Origin of the sequence: Pseudoalteromonas carrageenovora IAM 12662 (assembly GCF_900239935.1) — a bacterium.
GTDB classification, from domain to species: Bacteria; Pseudomonadota; Gammaproteobacteria; order Enterobacterales; family Alteromonadaceae; genus Pseudoalteromonas; species Pseudoalteromonas carrageenovora.
In genome coordinates, this window is the sequence record NZ_LT965928.1 from 1350913 (window position 1) to 1367895 (window position 16983).

17 protein-coding genes are annotated in these 16983 nt (G+C 38.7%); 15 read left to right on the forward strand and 2 right to left on the reverse strand.

Going from position 1 to position 16983, the window contains the following annotated elements; all coding sequences use genetic code 11:
• The first annotated feature begins 160 nt into the window (after nt 1–160).
• The 9 genes from pyrC to ALFOR1_RS06270 all read left to right on the forward strand — a co-directional run bounded on the left by pyrC (nt 161) and on the right by ALFOR1_RS06270 (nt 9698).
• A complete protein-coding gene (pyrC, locus tag ALFOR1_RS06230; RefSeq protein ID WP_104642390.1) occupies nt 161–1213 on the forward strand; it encodes a dihydroorotase in 1053 nt (350 codons plus the stop codon).
• A gap of 455 nt (nt 1214–1668) precedes the next feature.
• A complete protein-coding gene (locus ALFOR1_RS06235; protein WP_004588138.1) occupies nt 1669–1872 on the forward strand; it encodes a cold-shock protein in 204 nt (67 codons plus the stop codon).
• 1740 nt (nt 1873–3612) lie between these two features.
• Nucleotides 3613–4383, forward strand: coding sequence for a DUF3450 domain-containing protein (locus ALFOR1_RS06240; RefSeq protein ID WP_058548847.1), 771 nt, complete (start codon nt 3613–3615; stop codon nt 4381–4383).
• A gap of 7 nt (nt 4384–4390) precedes the next feature.
• Nucleotides 4391–5755 (forward strand): MotA/TolQ/ExbB proton channel family protein, encoded by a 1365-nt coding sequence (locus ALFOR1_RS06245; RefSeq protein ID WP_104642391.1) that lies wholly within the window; start codon nt 4391–4393, stop codon nt 5753–5755.
• Complete coding sequence (locus tag ALFOR1_RS06250) at nt 5755–6279, forward strand: MotA/TolQ/ExbB proton channel family protein (RefSeq protein WP_058548849.1); 525 nt, start codon at nt 5755–5757, stop codon at nt 6277–6279. The genes ALFOR1_RS06245 and ALFOR1_RS06250 overlap by 1 nt, the downstream gene beginning before the upstream one ends.
• Before the next feature lie 14 nt (nt 6280–6293).
• The gene (locus ALFOR1_RS06255) at nt 6294–6698 is read left to right on the forward strand and encodes an ExbD/TolR family protein (RefSeq protein WP_006792384.1); all 405 of its coding nucleotides are present in this window, start codon (nt 6294–6296) and stop codon (nt 6696–6698) included.
• The gene (locus tag ALFOR1_RS06260) at nt 6698–7315 is read left to right on the forward strand and encodes an energy transducer TonB (protein ID WP_058548850.1); all 618 of its coding nucleotides are present in this window, start codon (nt 6698–6700) and stop codon (nt 7313–7315) included. Before ALFOR1_RS06255 ends, ALFOR1_RS06260 begins: the two co-directional genes overlap by 1 nt.
• A gap of 11 nt (nt 7316–7326) precedes the next feature.
• The gene (locus tag ALFOR1_RS06265) at nt 7327–8586 is read left to right on the forward strand and encodes a tetratricopeptide repeat protein (protein ID WP_058548851.1); all 1260 of its coding nucleotides are present in this window, start codon (nt 7327–7329) and stop codon (nt 8584–8586) included.
• A gap of 62 nt (nt 8587–8648) precedes the next feature.
• On the forward strand, nt 8649–9698 hold the full coding sequence (locus ALFOR1_RS06270) for a hypothetical protein (RefSeq protein ID WP_104642392.1): 1050 nt from the start codon (nt 8649–8651) through the stop codon (nt 9696–9698).
• Nucleotides 9699–9728: 30 nt separating this feature from the next.
• On the opposite strand, the gene ALFOR1_RS06275 is transcribed toward ALFOR1_RS06270, so the two are convergent.
• Entirely contained in the window at nt 9729–10055 is a 327-nt protein-coding gene (locus ALFOR1_RS06275; RefSeq protein ID WP_058548853.1) for a hypothetical protein, read from the reverse strand.
• A 58-nt stretch (nt 10056–10113) separates the two neighbouring features.
• Entirely contained in the window at nt 10114–11094 is a 981-nt protein-coding gene (locus ALFOR1_RS06280; RefSeq protein WP_104642393.1) for a tRNA-dihydrouridine synthase, read from the reverse strand.
• Nucleotides 11095–11328: 234 nt separating this feature from the next.
• Here ALFOR1_RS06280 and ALFOR1_RS06285 point away from each other — a divergent pair, with 234 nt between their 5' ends.
• From ALFOR1_RS06285 to dnaX, 6 genes are all read left to right on the forward strand, one after another.
• Nucleotides 11329–11814 carry an HvfA family oxazolone/thioamide-modified RiPP metallophore gene (locus tag ALFOR1_RS06285; RefSeq protein WP_104642394.1) on the forward strand — a complete coding sequence of 162 codons (486 nt, stop codon included), beginning with the start codon at nt 11329–11331 and terminating at the stop codon, nt 11812–11814.
• Between the two features lie 84 nt (nt 11815–11898).
• Nucleotides 11899–12756 (forward strand): HvfB family MNIO-type RiPP peptide maturase, encoded by an 858-nt coding sequence (locus ALFOR1_RS06290; protein ID WP_373864951.1) that lies wholly within the window; start codon nt 11899–11901, stop codon nt 12754–12756.
• A gap of 25 nt (nt 12757–12781) precedes the next feature.
• Complete coding sequence (locus ALFOR1_RS06295) at nt 12782–13534, forward strand: HvfC family RiPP maturation protein (protein ID WP_104643629.1); 753 nt, start codon at nt 12782–12784, stop codon at nt 13532–13534.
• Between the two features lie 72 nt (nt 13535–13606).
• On the forward strand, nt 13607–13729 hold the full coding sequence (locus ALFOR1_RS20615; RefSeq protein WP_008132255.1) for a hypothetical protein: 123 nt from the start codon (nt 13607–13609) through the stop codon (nt 13727–13729).
• A gap of 172 nt (nt 13730–13901) precedes the next feature.
• Nucleotides 13902–14447 carry an adenine phosphoribosyltransferase gene (gene apt / locus ALFOR1_RS06300; protein ID WP_104642395.1) on the forward strand — a complete coding sequence of 182 codons (546 nt, stop codon included), beginning with the start codon at nt 13902–13904 and terminating at the stop codon, nt 14445–14447.
• Between the two features lie 3 nt (nt 14448–14450).
• Nucleotides 14451–16970 (forward strand): DNA polymerase III subunit gamma/tau, encoded by a 2520-nt coding sequence (gene dnaX, locus ALFOR1_RS06305; protein WP_104642396.1) that lies wholly within the window; start codon nt 14451–14453, stop codon nt 16968–16970.
• The last annotated feature ends 13 nt before the right edge of the window (nt 16971–16983 follow it).

The following is a 16983-nucleotide window of genomic DNA, read 5'->3' on the forward strand; positions in this document are numbered from 1 at the left end:
ATTTTTTGATACAGGTACTAAGTTAACTCAATATTTTCTTGAGTACAAAATAAAGCGATAAATAGATTTTATAAAGCGTAAAGCGATTCTTTTTAATAAAATCTTTACTCCAAAACCTCATATGCCTATGATCGGATAAATTCAGCCGTGGAACAAAGTAATGACAAGTAATACATCTAACACCGTAACAACTCTCACTATCACTCGCCCAGATGACTGGCATGTACATTTAAGAGATGGTGATCAGTTAAAAGATACTGTGCGCGACATTAGCCGCTACATGGGTCGAGCTATTATTATGCCAAACCTTGTTCCACCTGCAACATGTACTGATACTGCATTAGCTTATCGTGAGCGCATTATGAATGCTGGTCCACAAGGGCAGTTTGAGCCTTTAATGGTGCTTTACTTGACGGATAAAACGACTCCAGACGAAATCAAGAAAGCCAAAGCAACGGGTAAAATTCTTGCTGCAAAATTATATCCAGCAGGAGCGACTACTAACTCTGATTCAGGCGTTACATCAGTTAAAAATATTTATCCTGTTTTAAAAGCGATGCAAGAAGTCGGTATGCTACTTTTAGTGCACGGTGAAGTAACAGATTCTTCAATAGATATTTTTGACCGTGAGAAGGTGTTTTTAGATACTATTTTAGGCGATGTTGTTGCTGATTTTCCTGAATTAAAAATAGTTTTGGAGCACATAACAACAAAAGATGCTGTTGAATTCGTTATGGCTGCACCGCAGAACGTAGCCGCGACCATTACAGCACACCATCTTCTTTATAACCGTAATCATATGTTAGCGGGTGGTATTCGCCCACATTATTACTGTTTGCCTATCCTTAAGCGTAATACTCATCAGCAAGCTTTAATGGGGGCTGCAATTAGTGGTAATAAAAAGTTTTTCTTAGGGACTGACTCTGCACCGCATTACAAAGACAAAAAAGAAGCTGCGTGCGGTTGTGCTGGGGCTTACACAGCTCATGCATCAATTGAGTTGTACGCTGAGGCTTTTGAAGATGCAGGTGCTTTAGATAAACTTGAAGGGTTTGCAAGTCACTTTGGAGCTGACTTTTATGGCCTTGAGCGCAATACAGATACAATTACATTAGAAAAGAGTCCTTGGAAAGTACCCGCAACTTATACTTTGGGTGATTCTAAAGTCGTGCCTATAAAGGCAGAAGACACTATTGATTGGCAAGTAAAATAGTACGATTAAATGTTTATAAAGCCACAAATGAAATTTTGTGGCTTTTTTAGTTTCTTACCATTGGGTTTCTAGCCTCTTAAAAGAATATGATATTTAAGTACTTTTTATAAAATGCTTAAATAAGCCCTCTATTTATAGTTTTTAAATCATACAATAGTATATTTAAGATTATTTCTGCTTTTAAATTAACCATTTATCATTAAATTAAAGAAAGTTAAGTTTCTTATTAAATAAATCCCAATTAATAGAGCCAAAAAAAAATTAATGTGTTAATCTTAACTTGCTTTGAGTTTTTGCGTATTGAATTTACGGATATTGTGCTGCGTTTAAGGTTACCGGTTAGGTTAAAACTTGTTCCTGTACTATACCTCCAGAATTTTGGGCACTGACTCAGGGAGGATATAGCCATAATAATATGGCTGAATTTTAATTATTGACTTACAGGAAAATTTAGTATGTCGGTTACTGGTAAAGTAAAGTTTTTCAACGAAGCTAAAGGCTTTGGTTTCATTGAACAAGAAAATGGTCCTGACGTGTTTGTACATTTCAGCGCAATCACTGGTTCTGGTTTTCGCACTCTTAGCGAAGGTCAAGCAGTGACATTCAGCATCAAACAAGGTCAAAAAGGCCCTGAAGCTGAGAACGTAGAAGTAGCATAATTTTAATTATGTGAACCTTAGTTCATCGTGGTGAAGCAGACATCTGTTTCACCATAATCCCCTAATCACAAACTCTAACTTTCCATTTAAACTCAAAATCCCCAGCTTACCTTGCAAACTCATTTAAAAAAACTGATAAAAATAACGACTGTTATCAGCATTGACCATTATGTACTACCACAATTGGTTTATGACGATTAGGTAATTATTAAAGTTTATTTTATCAAACCAAATAGTACTCATAACTTAATACCTTTGCTCAATATAGATTAATAATTAATTAAGTACCTCAGAATTTTATCCCCGATTAAAAGTACCTTTAACTCTATGTATTACTAAAATGATGAGCTTATATAAAAGGGAGTAGTGTTAGGGGGGGAGGCTATTGGCGTTCATAGGTAATATTTTTCTAAGAATGAAACTAAATAGTATCACGCGGTTTTAACCTAGTGGTATTAGAAACCATTCTTGCAATACCTAAATGTTCCATCATTATATTACAGCAGGCTGAAAAGGTTTCAGTATCCAGCCTACAAACTATACTTAGTATCAATCCACAATAATACTCAATCATTTTGCGGGGCTAAACGTGTTGCTACATGCGTTAAAAATTCTCATTTACGACCGCAGGGATGCAGAAGTTATAGCAATTGCCGAGAACAACTAAATAGCAAATATTTTACCCAACTATAAACACGTTTTCCGGCCTCAGAATAGATCACTTAATTAAGCGAATTGGTCTTATTGAGTAATAAAAAGAGTCAAGCAGGTTTAGGGCGAACCTAGATGGTTGCGCTTATTTAGATTTTACAATGTCATATCAAAGATGTGCGATGGCCACACTTTATAGACTCTGCCTTGATTGAATAGCTGACTAATTACTAGGGCGTATTGATCTTTGCGGATTGAAATTTGTTCAATCTAGGGGCGACTAAATCGCGGCGCGAGGTTTGTAACCTAGTGGGCTAAGTAAAAACCGAGTAAAGCTTCCGCGTCCTGCTCACGCCCCTTACCTACATCCATGTAGGCAACAAAGAGTTTATCGCCCCTAGGCAGAACACGAAGGGCAGCGCATGTTTGGCATTTATGCTGCGTTATCGCCTATTTATGGGGAGTAACCACACTTCATAGGCTCTGCCTTGCCTAAAAATCAAACATACTGCTGTAAATTCAATCATCAAAGATCAACACGCCCTGGGGTAGGAGTGCGAAATATAAATAGAAGCAAAGCTTTTATCTATATTTTCAAAATGGCTTTGCTCTACTCAATCAAGTGATACTAAAACCGCACACTGTTGTTTTTTTGTGCGACAAACGGTTTGTTTTATAGGACGAAGTGTAAAAAAGGTGAGGAAATGTACCGAGTAAGTTTAAAAAATAACTTTTGTTATAATTGTATCGTTTTTTTTGAGTTTTTTTCAGTGCGAATTCAGTTTTAGTTAAATGTTACAATTATGTTGTTGTTTGTCAGTGTAATGCGAATAAATACCCCCCTCAAAAGGCTTTAATTGATATATCAAAAAAAAATGTCGTTGCAATAATGTTAACAGTTGTATGCTAATACTTTAGTGCAACCTTTATCTTCGCTATTTATTTACTGATATCAGCAAACATCAAGTTGACAGCATCAATTGCATTTAGCATTATTGGTAGGTTGATATCTATTAAAAGATATCAGGGTTGTTCTCCTCGGAGGATAATTAAATTATAAAAGTAACATTACTTAATTGGTTGGGAACTATGTCTGTTAAAATCAGAAAGAGTCTTGTAGCAACTGCGTTGGTTGGCGCTTTTGCATTTGCAAGCAGCAATGTGATTGCAGATCCTTTGAATGACGTGCAAAAAGCAGGTCAACAAATTCAAAAGGCTGCTGTTAAGTCTCAAACTAAAATTGACAATGTATATGGTCAAACTCAGGAGCTAATCGCTGAGTACCGTAGCGTTGTTGATGAGACTGAACTTATGAAAGTATACAACGATCACGTAGCACGTTTGGTCGCTGACCAAAACGCTTCTATCGAGTCGTTTGACCGTCAAATCGCTACAATTGACAACACAAAGCAAAACGTTGTGCCTTTGATGTATCGCATGATCGATACGCTTGAGCAATTCATCAAAGCGGACGTTCCATTTAATCTTGAAACGCGTCTTGGACGTGTTGAGAAACTTCGCGACATCATGGCTTCTGCGTCTGTAACGACGTCAGAGAAATTCCGCCAAGTTCTAGAAGCGTACACAGTAGAAACTGCTTACAGTTCAGCTGTAACAGCTTCACAAGGTACTTTAGAAGTTGATGGCAAGAACATTAACGTTGATATCGGTCGTTTAGGTCGTATTTCATACGTAGCACAGTCTTTTGACTTAAAACACGCTTGGGTGTGGGATAACAACACTAAAGAGTGGAAGAAGTTAGGTGATGAATACCTAAAATCAGTTAAAGAAGTGATCCGTATGGCGCGTAAGCAAGCGACACTAGAACTTGTTAAACTACCAATTTTTGGCGCGGAGTAATTAAATAATGAAGAAACTATTTAAAGGTTTTGCTGTTGCAGCAGTACTATCTGTTTCTGCAGGTACCGCGCTTAATGCACACGCAAATACTGGTGCTTTAGATAAAATTCTTGAGCAAGTTAAGCAAGAGCGTATCTCTGAAGGTAAAATCAATAAGCAACGTGAGCAAGAGTTCCTTTCAGAACGTGCTGACAAGCAAGCATTACTTAATAAAGCAAAAAGCCAACTAGCTGCTGAAAAAGCACGTGGTGATAGCTTAGCTAAGCAATATGCACAAAACGAAAATACTTTAGCTGAAAAAGAGCAAGCTCTTCAAAACGCTCAAGGTACACTTGGTGAAATGTTTGGTGTTGTACGTCGTGCAGCTCAAGACGCTATCGGTTCTATCGAAGCTTCACTAGTAAGTGCTGAAAAGCCAGGTCGTGCTGAAGTATTACGTTCATTAGCAGCTGCTAAAGAACTTCCAACAGTTCGTGAACTTGAAGAACTTTGGATTTCACTTCAAACAGAAATGACTGAGTCAGCGAAAGTTTCTACTTTTGAAACTGAAGTTGCTGGTCTTGACGGTAATACTTCAATGAAGCAAGTAACTCGTATCGGTAACTTTAACTTAGTTACAGACGAAGGTTACTTAATCTACTCGCCAGAGACTAAGTCTATTCAGCCTTTAGGTAAACAACCTGATAGCTACATTTTAGACGGTATCTCTGCTCTTGAAGGTACTTCTGCAGATAACTATGCTGGCGTATACGTTGACCCGACTCGTGGTGCAATCTTACGTATCAACACGCAGAAGAAAACGCTTATGGAATACTACGAGCAAGGTGCTGAAGTTGGTTACATCATCACAGTACTATTAGCTGTAGGTCTATTAATCTTCTTAGTACGTTTTGTTGATTTAGCGCTTACTACTTCTAAGATCAAGTCTCAGCTTAAGAACTTGTCTACACCGAATACAAACAACCCACTGGGTCGTATTCTTAAAGTGTACCATGACAACAAGACTCAAGATGTTGAAAACCTTGAACTTAAACTTGATGAAGCTATTTTACGTGAAACTCCACGTGTTGAAGCTGGTATCAACATCATCAAGATTCTTGCTGCAATCGCACCATTACTAGGCCTACTAGGTACTGTAATCGGTATGATCTTAACGTTCCAAACAATCACATTGTTCGGTACAGGTGATCCGAAGATCATGGCAGGTAACATCTCTCTAGCTCTTGTAACTACAGCGCTAGGTCTTATCGCAGCACTACCACTTATCCTACTTCACTCAATTGTTGCAGGTCGTAGTAAGTCGGTATTACATATCCTTGATGAGCAAAGCGCTGGTATCATCGCTACTCACGCGGAGAAGGAGAAAGCCTAATGCTAGTCCTGATGGAGATATGGGAATCTATCAGGGATTTTGTTGGCACAGGCGGTCAGGTTTTATACGTGGTCGCGATAGCACTCTTTCTTATGTGGGTTTTAATGATTGAGCGCTATTGGTTCCTACTTGCTGAATTTCCTCGTTTGACGAAGGACATTGTAGCCAAGTGGGATGCCCGCCAAGACACTACGTCTTGGTACGCACACAGAATCCGTGAAGCATGGATTTCTGAAGCGTCTGAAAAATTAGATCAGCGTATGTTGTTGATTAAGACATTAGTAGCTATTTGTCCTTTAATAGGCTTACTTGGTACTGTAACGGGTATGATCGCGGTTTTCGAAACCATGGCAACTCAAGGTACTGGTAATGCACGTTTAATGGCATCAGGTATTTCAATGGCAACAATCCCAACAATGGCTGGAATGGTTGCGGCACTATCTGGAGTTTTCTTTAGCTCACGCCTTGAGGCAAGAGCGAGAATGGTGAAAGCCAAACTTGTAGATAGCATGCCTCATCACTAGAGAGAGAATTAAATATGGCACGTAAACAACGTTTTCGTGAAGAAGAAGAAGCAGCGGTAGATATGACGCCGATGCTTGACATCGTATTTATCATGCTTATTTTCTTTATCGTAACTACATCGTTCGTTAAAGAGGCTGGTATCGAGGTCAATAAACCTAAAGCGGCTCAAGCTACGAAGCAAAAAAATGCTAACATTTTTATTGCTATACGTAGTGATGGTGCTATCTGGATTGATAAACAGCAGGTTGACGTTGAACGTGTTTCAGCAAAAATCGAAAGTTTATTAGCAGAACAACCTACTGATGTTGTAATTTTGCAAGCTGATAAAGAAGCAAAACACGGCACAGTGGTTAAAGTTATGGACCAGATCAAAGCGACGGGTGATAACCTAAGAATTTCAATAGCTGGAGATCAGTAATGATTCGTTTTCTGTTTTCACTGATTGCAGGTGGGGCAGTTACTTTCGGCTTGTTCTACTTCATGGCTTACCTCATCTCTGGTGGGGCTGACCGTAATACGGAACAAAAAGAGCAGATCATAGTCGAAATAATGACGAATCCGCCTGAATCTAAGGTGCAGGAGAGGAAGCGTGTACCGCCTCCACCTCCGCCACCGCCAAAGCAGCCGCCTAAACCGCAGCCGCCACAGCCGGAAAATAATAATCCTAACCCTGGTGCTATGTCATTTAACATGGGTAGCATTGATGTAGGTAGTTCAGCTGGTGGACTAAGTGGTCCAGGTGCATTTGGACGAGATGGTGATGCGACACCTATCGTTCGTATTGAACCAAAATATCCAACGCAAGCAGCGCGTGATGGTAAAGAAGGTTGGGTTCAACTTTCATTCACAATTGATGAGTTAGGTGGTGTGACCGACGTTGAAGTAATCGACGCTGACCCTAAACGTATCTTTGACCGTGAAGCTAAACGTGCACTGCGTAAGTGGAAATACCGTCCTAAGATCATTGACGGGAAACCACAAAAACAACCAGGTTTACAAGTTCAACTAGACTTTAAACTTAACCAAGGCAACTAAGGAGGCGAGTAATGAGAAATTTTTCTAAAGTAACTGCTCTTGCAATTCTTATGTCTGTGTCAGGTGCTACATTAAGTGCATCTGTTTTAGCGGCGCCAGATTACGCAAAGATTGAAGAGCGTAAGAAAGCAAAAACTAAAATCATGGGCGAGCGTACTGGTAAAAAAGTAATTAAAGCATTTGATTTGTACAACGAAGAAAAAGTTGATGAAGCTATTGCTTTGCTTAGAGAGATTGAACCTTCGAATGACTTTGATAAAGCGACCGTAAATCGTTACTTAGGTAGCATGTACGCTCAAAAAGAAAAGTATGCCGATGCGATCAAATACGCTAAGCAAGCAGTTGCGCCTGATGTTTTAAACTTTGCTGACCAAGAACAGACACTAAAGCTGTTAGGTGATTTATACGCCGGTACTGAGAAGTACCAAGAAGCCAAAAAAGCTTATGTAGCTTGGATGGACTTTACAGGTGAAGAAGATCCAACAGTTTATACACGTATCGCTCAAGCTAACTATCAGCTAGAGCAATACCGTGACGTTTTTGAACCAGCTGATAAAGCAATTAAACTTCAAAAAGAGCCTAATAAAGGCCCTTACCAATTAAAACTAGGTGCATACTTTGAGTTAAAAGATTATGCAAACATGGTTAAGATTGGCGAAGAGATTGTTCGTGTGTGGCCAGATGATAAAAAGGCTTGGGTTAGCTTAGGTAAATATTACCTACAAACCGAAGACTATTCTAAAGGTCTAGCAACTATGGAAGTTGCATACAAGAACGGTTACTTTGAAAATGAAGTTGAATATAAAGTTTTATCAAACTTTTACTCTCTAAACGAGATTCCTTTTAAAGCAGCTATAACGTTAGAAAAGGCCGTTAAAGGAGATAAAGTAAAACGTACTAAGCAGAATGTTAGCGCGATTGCGAGTAACTACCATCGCTCTAAGAATCTAGAAAAAGCTGCTAAGTATTACGAAGAAGCTGCTAAATTTGATGAAGATGCTGAGCTTTACCGCAAAGCAGGTTCATTACTTTTACAATCTGAAAAATTCAGTGCTGCTGTTGTTCGTTTGAACAAAGCGTTAGAACTTGGTTCTGACAAAAAAGGTACTATTTATTCAGACTTAGCTGAAGCGTATTACTACCAAGGTAAGTATAAGCAAGCATATGCTGCTATTACTAAAGCTATGGACGACCCACGCACTCGTAAGTTTGCTAAAGGTTGGTCTACTTATATTAAAGATAAAGCCGCTCGCAACGGTGTTAAAATTTAACTTTAATTAGCTTAAGCAACTTATTAAAAAGCCCCTCAGGGGCTTTTTTTATTGGAAAAACTATGTATAAAACGCTCTCATTTTTATCACTTATGTGTCTGTTTTTAGCTGCATGCTCAAAGCAACCTCAACCATTTACATCATTTGAAGACGCGCAGACGGCTTTAAAATCTCTAAATACCGCACTTGTACAAACAAAAACAATAAAAATAGATACGTTAACTGACGAGCAACTCGTTTTCTCTGATGCGTATTTGGCTAAGCGTCATGCTATTTATCAAAGCTTAATGGATATGCAGCTTGAATCGAATCAAATTGCTCAAGTGAACTATTTAGTTATTGCTGAGCGATTTCCTGAGCGTTACTTTAATTGGCCAGCTCAGATAAACGTACTTGAAAACATGCTTGCTTTTGATGGTACAAAACACAAACCAGACAACATTATTAAATGGCTAAAATTGACTCAAGATCAATTAGATAGTGCTAAACAAAGTAATTTAAAGCTAAATAAAGTTGAGCTGTCTTTATTAAATTCGTATGTTGATGAAACACTTAAAAATAATAAAGTTCAAGGTGCTCTGCAAAGCCACTTAAGGGCATTTAGCGTGTATTTAAGTAATTACAAGGTTCGCGGGAGTGTAGGACTTCGCGGTCTTGCTAATGGTAGCGAGTGGTATCAAAGTAAGCTTAATTATTTTAGTGGCGCTGTTCACTCTCCACTTGAATGGGCTTCATTACTTAATAAAAAAATAAATATGTTAAAAGTTACAGAGTCTATATCTAATGTAGATGTCCCTAAAACACATGAATATTCTTTTATAGTTCAAGTTGTTAAAAGTAGTAAACAAATCCCAGGTTTAGGTTGGCAAAGCCATTACCTCGATTTACCATCAATGGCAGCTAACATGAATGCTTCTGCTTCTAATAGTGCTTTAATGCTAGTGATGATGGAAACTGATGTTGGTATTCATTATCACGCATGGACACTACCTCAGGCTAAGGTAAACTTAATTAAAAGATTAAAAATAAGCCCAGAGTTTGCGCAGTATCTAGTGGAAGATATTATTTTATATCCAGGGCAGTCATTTAGTTTTGCATCAACAACGTTATGATTATTACCTATGCTAACGTGATAAGTACGCTTATTTAGCGCACTTATCACAGCGCTGCGCTGCTGGATCCTTTTCAAGTAAGGTTGCGGGTATTTCTTTTTCGCAATCGCAGCAATATCCATACTGGCCTATATCAATTTGGCTTATTGCAGCCTCAAGTTGAGTCATTCTATTTATTAAAGGGGTGTATTCAGGTCCGAGTTTTTGCGCAACATGGTCAAGCCAATCATTTCTTCCAATGGTCAATAATTCACACTTTAATTGCTGGTAACAAGAGTGGGGGGATTCAGACAGCATTGCCATTATAGCTGATTGGACTTTAGTTATCTCATCATCGAGTTTTTGCTGATGGTTCATATCAGTATAACCTTTAAAATTGGCTTATCGTTATACTGATATTATCTAGGGTTTAAACTTAACCGTTATGATTTGAATCAAGTTGCGGTGCTTTGGCATATTTTTTTAATACACCTGCAACATCTTCTTTACTTTTCAAGCGTCTAATTTCATCAAATAGCTCAATTGCTTGAGGATACTGGCGTTTTAAGTAGCCAAGCCATTGTTTAGTTCGTGATGCAAAATACTTTTCGTCTTTTGCTGGGTCTTGATGAATAGCAGAATGAATTAGATGATAAATTATATGTTCCCACTCTAAAGCATTATATTGTTCATTGTTAACATGAGCTTTGATTTTTTTTGCTAAGTCAGGGTGAGAAAGAGCACCTCGGCCAAGCATTAAATCAGTGCACCCGCTGCGTTTTTGGCACAATAAAGCATCCTCAACCTGCCAAATTTCACCATTCGCAACCACTGCAATATTCTTGTTTTTTATAATAGGAGGGATCTTTTCCCAGTATGCAGGAGGATTGTAACCATCTCGTTTGGTGCGAGCATGTATAGCAACGCTATTTGCACCAGCACTTACTACTGCATCAACTATTTCCTGGCTATTAGAATCATCATCAAACCCTAGACGAATTTTTGCGCTTACCTCATGGTCATTATCTACAGCATCTCTTACGGCTTTAATAATGGTATACATGTGTTCAGGATCTTTTAGTAATACTGCGCCGCCACGGCTTTTATTAACCGTTTTTGCAGGGCAACCAAAGTTAAGGTCAACGCCATGAGAGCCGAGCGAGATTGCTCTTATTGCATTTTCAGCAAGAGGGTTTGCTTCTTGTCCAAGTAATTGTACACGTACTGGCGTTCCTGCGCGGGTATAACCATTATTGTGAAGCTCAGGACAAAATCTATGGAATACTTTATCGGGTAAGCATGCTTCTACAACTCTCACAAATTCAGTTACACATAAGTCGAATCCACCTATATCGGTAAGTAACTGGCGCATTTTGAAATCAACAACACCTTCCATAGGCGCTAAAACAAGCTTCATAAAATATTTAATGTTTTGCTAAAAATTGGACGCATAGTTTAACCGTAAATCTTAAATTGATAAATCTGTATTTGTCGTCCATATTTATTTCAATAAAGTGAATAGTAAAAAAAATGAAAATAAATGAAAGATTTTATTATCAGTCAGGTCTACTTAATTATACCAACTACATACAAATGTAAAAATTGCGTGAGTAGTTTTAGAATACAACCCTTGATAAAAGAGAGTCATAATATGAATACAGTTAAAAAAAATACAATCGCGTTAACTTTAGGTGCAGTAGTTGTTGGCTCTGCAAGTTTTGTATCTACAGATGTACAAGCTAACCCATTTGAGTTTCAAGAGCTAGTTACAGGTTACCAATTGGATGCTGCAGAAGGTAAATGTGGCGAAGGCAAATGTGGGGGCGACGCAAAAGATAAAAAAGAAGGTAAGTGCGGCGAAGGCAAATGCGGCGGTGACGCAAAAGATAAAAAAGAAGGTAAGTGCGGCGAAGGTAAATGTGGCGGTGACGCAAAAGCTAAGAAAGAAGGTAAGTGCGGCGAAGGCAAATGTGGCGGCGACGCAAAAGCTAAGAAAGAAGGTAAGTGCGGCGAAGGCAAATGTGGCGGCGACGCAAAAGCTAAGAAAGAAGGTAAGTGCGGCGAAGGCAAATGTGGTGGCGATACTAAAGCAAAAAAAGAAGGTAAATGTGGCGAAGGCAAGTGTGGTGGCCAATAATCATTTTGATGTAATTGCTTAAGTTATTCAGCTGCAATTATACTAAAAGGGCCATTGGGCCCTTTTTGCTTTAAGGAGACAATAATGAAAACAACTCAAAACGCCGGGTTTGGTATGGTAGGGCTCGGCCTTCGTCGTGAGATGCTTGATGAGCTACTTGAGCATGTACCCAAGCAAGTAGATTTTATGGAAGTGGCACCTGAGAACTGGTTAAAACTAGGTGGGCGTTTTAAAAAGCAATTTAAAACATTAACTGATGTTACTAACTTTGTTTGTCATGGATTATCGCTTTCAATTGGTTCACCTGAGCCATTAGATATTGAATTTGTGAAGTCACTTAAAACTTTTTTTGATGAGCACAATATTAAAATATTTAGTGAGCATTTAAGTTATTGCTCCGGCACTGGCCATATGTACGATTTAATGCCAATTCCGTTTACTCAAGATGCAATCGCACATGTTGTTCCTCGCATTAAGCAAGTACAGGATATTTTAGAGCGCCAAATAGCGATAGAGAATGTTTCTTACTATGGTGCGCCTGGCCAAGAGTTATCTGAGCTTGAATTCACCAATACTATTTTAGAGCAAGCTGATTGTAAGCTATTGCTAGATGTTAATAATATTTACGTTAACTCAATTAATCATGGATACAATGCTGAAGAGTTTTTAAATGGGCTGCCTTCAAAGCGTATCGCTTATGGCCATGTTGCAGGGCATTATAATGAAGCCGAAGATTTGATTGTAGATACCCACGGTGCAGATGTTATAGACCCTGTGTGGGAATTGCTAGATAAAGCTTATGCAAAGCACGGTGTTTTTCCTACACTGCTTGAGCGAGATTTTAATATTCCAACGATGAATGTATTAACTAAAGAGCTAGACATTATTCATGAGCTGCAAAGTAAGTATTTAAATTCGTCTTTAACTAAGCAAAGTGCTTAATATTTGTTTAAAAGAGTATGCAATTATGAGTTTTATTGAAGTACAAAACGAATTTATGGCACATATTCGCCAGCCTCAACAAAATAAAAAGCCCAGCGACATAGAAGACAGGCGAATGGCTATTTATCGTGACTTATTTTTTAATAATGTAGATGGATTTATTTCATCGGGTTTTCCGGTATTGAAAACCTTATATAGCGAAAAACAATGGAAAAAGCTCGTTAGGCAATTTTTTAGTAACCATGATTGCCATTCACCATACTTTTTAGATATAGCAGGCGAATTCATTAATTACTTATCAAGTGATTATAAAATACAAAAAAATGATCCTCCCTTTATGTTAGAGCTTGCTCATTACGAATGGATAGAGCTTGATGTATCTATTGCTATGGATAATCCGCAAGAGCAAAAGCTCAATGCAACTGATATTACACATGCTCCGCTATACTTATCGGTTACAGCGCGTAATTTAAGTTACCAATATCCGGTTCAAACTATCAGTGTAGACTTTCAACCTAAGCACCCAGCCGAGCAACCAAGTTATTTTGTTGTTTATAGAGATGCACAAGACGATGTGCAATTTTTGGCAACCAATGCAATGACGGCTTTATTACTTTCAATTATTGAAAATAGTAATGGCATTACCTTTGACGAAATTTGTGAACAGGTATTAAGCCATGCTCCACAGTTTAGCCCAGAACAAATAAACCAAGGCGCACTTGCTACGCTTAATGCAATGGCGGAGCGCAGAGTAATAGTGACAAAAAATCAAGATTAAGCCCTTTATAGATGTTTTTACATCGTCTATCATGGCAACCTAATTTATCGTGCTTAATAAAGGGTTGTACCCATGTCAGATGATAAAGATTTTAAAGATCCGTTTAATGCTACTTACTTTATTGCTTTTTTAGCGGTATTTGCAGGTATTGGTTGTTTAAATGCGATTTTAGGCTGGATCACTAGCTTAACTTAAAATGTATTTGCATCGAGAGGCTGTTGTTAGCATCAGCCTTGACCATTTTAATTTTAATCCTCGTAAATCTTCCCGCTCTTTCTTTTTTATAATTATTGCAAACTCGCAATTTAAGGTCAGTTAAGGTTATAATCACCTGCTTTGTAATATAAACCATTGAGCAGTTAAAATTATGACTCAAGTAACACCAGCAATTATCAAACACAGCATAACTACAATTGCTGATTATCCAAAAGCGGGCATTATGTTTCGCGATGTAACCACATTAATGGCAAACCCTGACGCGTTTAAAGCAACAATTGATGCTTTTATAAACGAGTATAAAGATCAAGGTTTTACTAAAATCATTGGTACAGAATCACGTGGCTTTATTTTTGGCGCACCTTTATCTTATGCTTTAGGTATTCCATTTATTCCTGTGCGTAAGCCGGGTAAATTACCACGAGAAGTTATTCGCCAAGATTACTTATTAGAATACGGTGAAGACACACTTGAGCTTCATGTTGATGCAATAGTACCAGGCGACAAAGTGTTGTTAGTTGATGATTTACTTGCAACAGGCGGTACAATTGAAGCCACGGCTAAGCTTGTAAATAAACTTGGCGGGGAAGCAACTGATGCAGCATTTGTAGTTTCACTTCCAGAGCTTGGCGGCGAACAACGCATCGAAAAAATGGGTATTAAAATCCTAAAATTGGTTGAATTTGAAGGCGAGTAATCGATGAGTTATCAGGTTCTAGCGAGAAAATGGCGTCCACAAACCTTTCATGAATTGGTTGGGCAGTCTCATGTTAAACAAGCGCTGGTTAATGCGCTTACACAAAATAGACTGCATCACGCGTATTTATTCACTGGAACCCGAGGTGTGGGTAAAACCACCATTGCGCGTATCTTTGCTAAAAGCTTAAATTGTGATGAAGGCATTTCTGCATCTCCTTGTGGAAAGTGTAGTAGCTGTACAGATATAGAAGCAGGTCGTTATATAGACTTACTTGAAATAGATGCAGCCTCTCGTACTAAAGTAGAAGATACCCGCGAAATACTTGATAACGTGCAATATGCGCCAACGCGCGGGCGTCATAAAGTATACCTAATAGATGAAGTTCACATGCTCTCAAAGCATAGCTTTAATGCCCTTTTAAAAACGTTAGAAGAGCCACCAGAGCATGTGAAATTTTTATTAGCGACAACCGATCCACAAAAATTACCTGTCACTATTTTATCTCGTTGCTTACAATTTAACTTAAATGCATTATCGCAAAGTGAAATTAAAGCTCAGTTAGAGCGTGTATTAACTCATGAGCAACTAAGTTTTGACAATGATGCGCTTAGCATTATTGCAAAAGCGGCTGATGGCAGTATGCGCGATGCGCTTAGTTTAACTGACCAAGCGATAGCGCAAACAAATGGTGATATAAATAATCAAGCAGTACAAACTATGCTTGGTTTAATGGATACGCATTATAGCCAAAGTTTACTTGCCGCATTATTAGCGCAAGATGGCCCAGCGCTTATGAATGAAATAGCGCAAGTTGCTAGTCGTAACCCAAATTATGTAGCATTACTTGATGATTTAATTGCACTTACGCATTTAGTTCAATTAAGTCAGCTTATTCCTGAAGCTGCAGCACTTGATGAAAAGAACGTTGATTATATTGCACATGTTGCTGAGCATACGAGTGCACAACAGATTCAAGTGTATTATCAACTCCTGTTAAATGGTAAAAAAGATTTACAGTGGGCACCAGAGCCTCGCCTAGGCTTTGAAATGATAATGCTAAGGCTATTAGCATTTGAGCCAACGCAAACCGAGCATAAACAGGCTGTGCCTTTAGCAGCTCAAGAGCCTGTTGAAAATAAACCAGTTAGAGCGAGTGCACTGCGAGATATATTAAATAAAAATAAAACATCGCAAAAAACAACAGGTAACCAAAGTAGTCCTTCAACTAACAGCACACAAGCTTTAGATAATACTTCACAGCTAAACACTCAAAAACAAGAGTCAATGGTTCAAGTACCACCTGTACAAGAGCCGTCAGTTGCCAATGAAGTTTCGAATACGCAGCCCGCTACAATTGAGGCCAAGCCGCCAGTTCAACAACCTGAACAGGTTAATGAGCAGCCAAAAAGTACTGTAATTTCAGATGCACAAGCTCAGCATCAAAGTGAAGATGAAGCTTATATGCAACATAGCGATGCTGAGCAAACACTCGCTTCGCAATTTGACGATATAATGAACAGTGCCGTAGAGCAGGGATTTAACCCTGCGCAAAGCACTAATTCAGAGTCACCCTCTGAGCCGGCATCAAGTGAAAGTGCGGTTAGCCAAAATACGAGTACACCAATTGCAGAGCAAGACGCTCAGGCGCAATCGGCTATTGCCCGTATTTTACGTGACAGAAATATATCGGGCGCAGGTAGACTTTCAGGTGCAAATACTCGCACTGCTGAAAATAACGCATCAGAGCCGTTAACCAAGCCAAGTGCAAAAGAACCTAGCCAGCATCCTAGAATGCCAAAAGTAGCAACGAGTCAAAATGCACAGCCAGCGAGTAATGAAAGCGCACCAAACCTTGATGCAATTGACGATGCACCACCATGGGCAACCAATAGTGCAGGTGAGAGTGAAAAAAAGCATGAGCTCCCAGTAACAGGGGGCCAAACAGAGTCACTTAATCAAGCAAATACAAAACCAGCACGTAAGATTGACTTTAAAGAAAAACATCAAACAATTACTGAAAACTTAGCGCCAGAGTTACTTGAACAAATTAATCCTCAAAAGGTGGTAGAAGCCGCCCCTGAAGAGCCAAGTATTCCGGTGCCCGATGATTTTCAAAGCCCGATCAGCGAAATTAGGTTTGCACATCAGCAAGATGAATGGGCTTATTTAATTAAGCGTATGGGCTTAGGGGGGCGTATGCGCCAGTTTGCGTTGCACTCCATTTTTACTAAGCAAGGTAACAATTTGCATATTGATGTTGATGAATCACAAAAACATTTAGATACACCTGTGCTTCGCCAAAAATTAGATGCAGCACTATCAAGCATTTATGAGCATAATGTATCGCTTAGCATTAATTTTGCAAAAGGGGTGATAGATTCACCTTACTTAATTCAACAAAAAATAGATGTAGGTCGTCATCAACAAGCAATCGATGTGATCACAACGGATGACAATATAGTGCAGTTTCAGCAGGTATTTAGCGCGGAAATTGACGAAAATAGCATTCAGGCATTGTAATTAAATACAATCG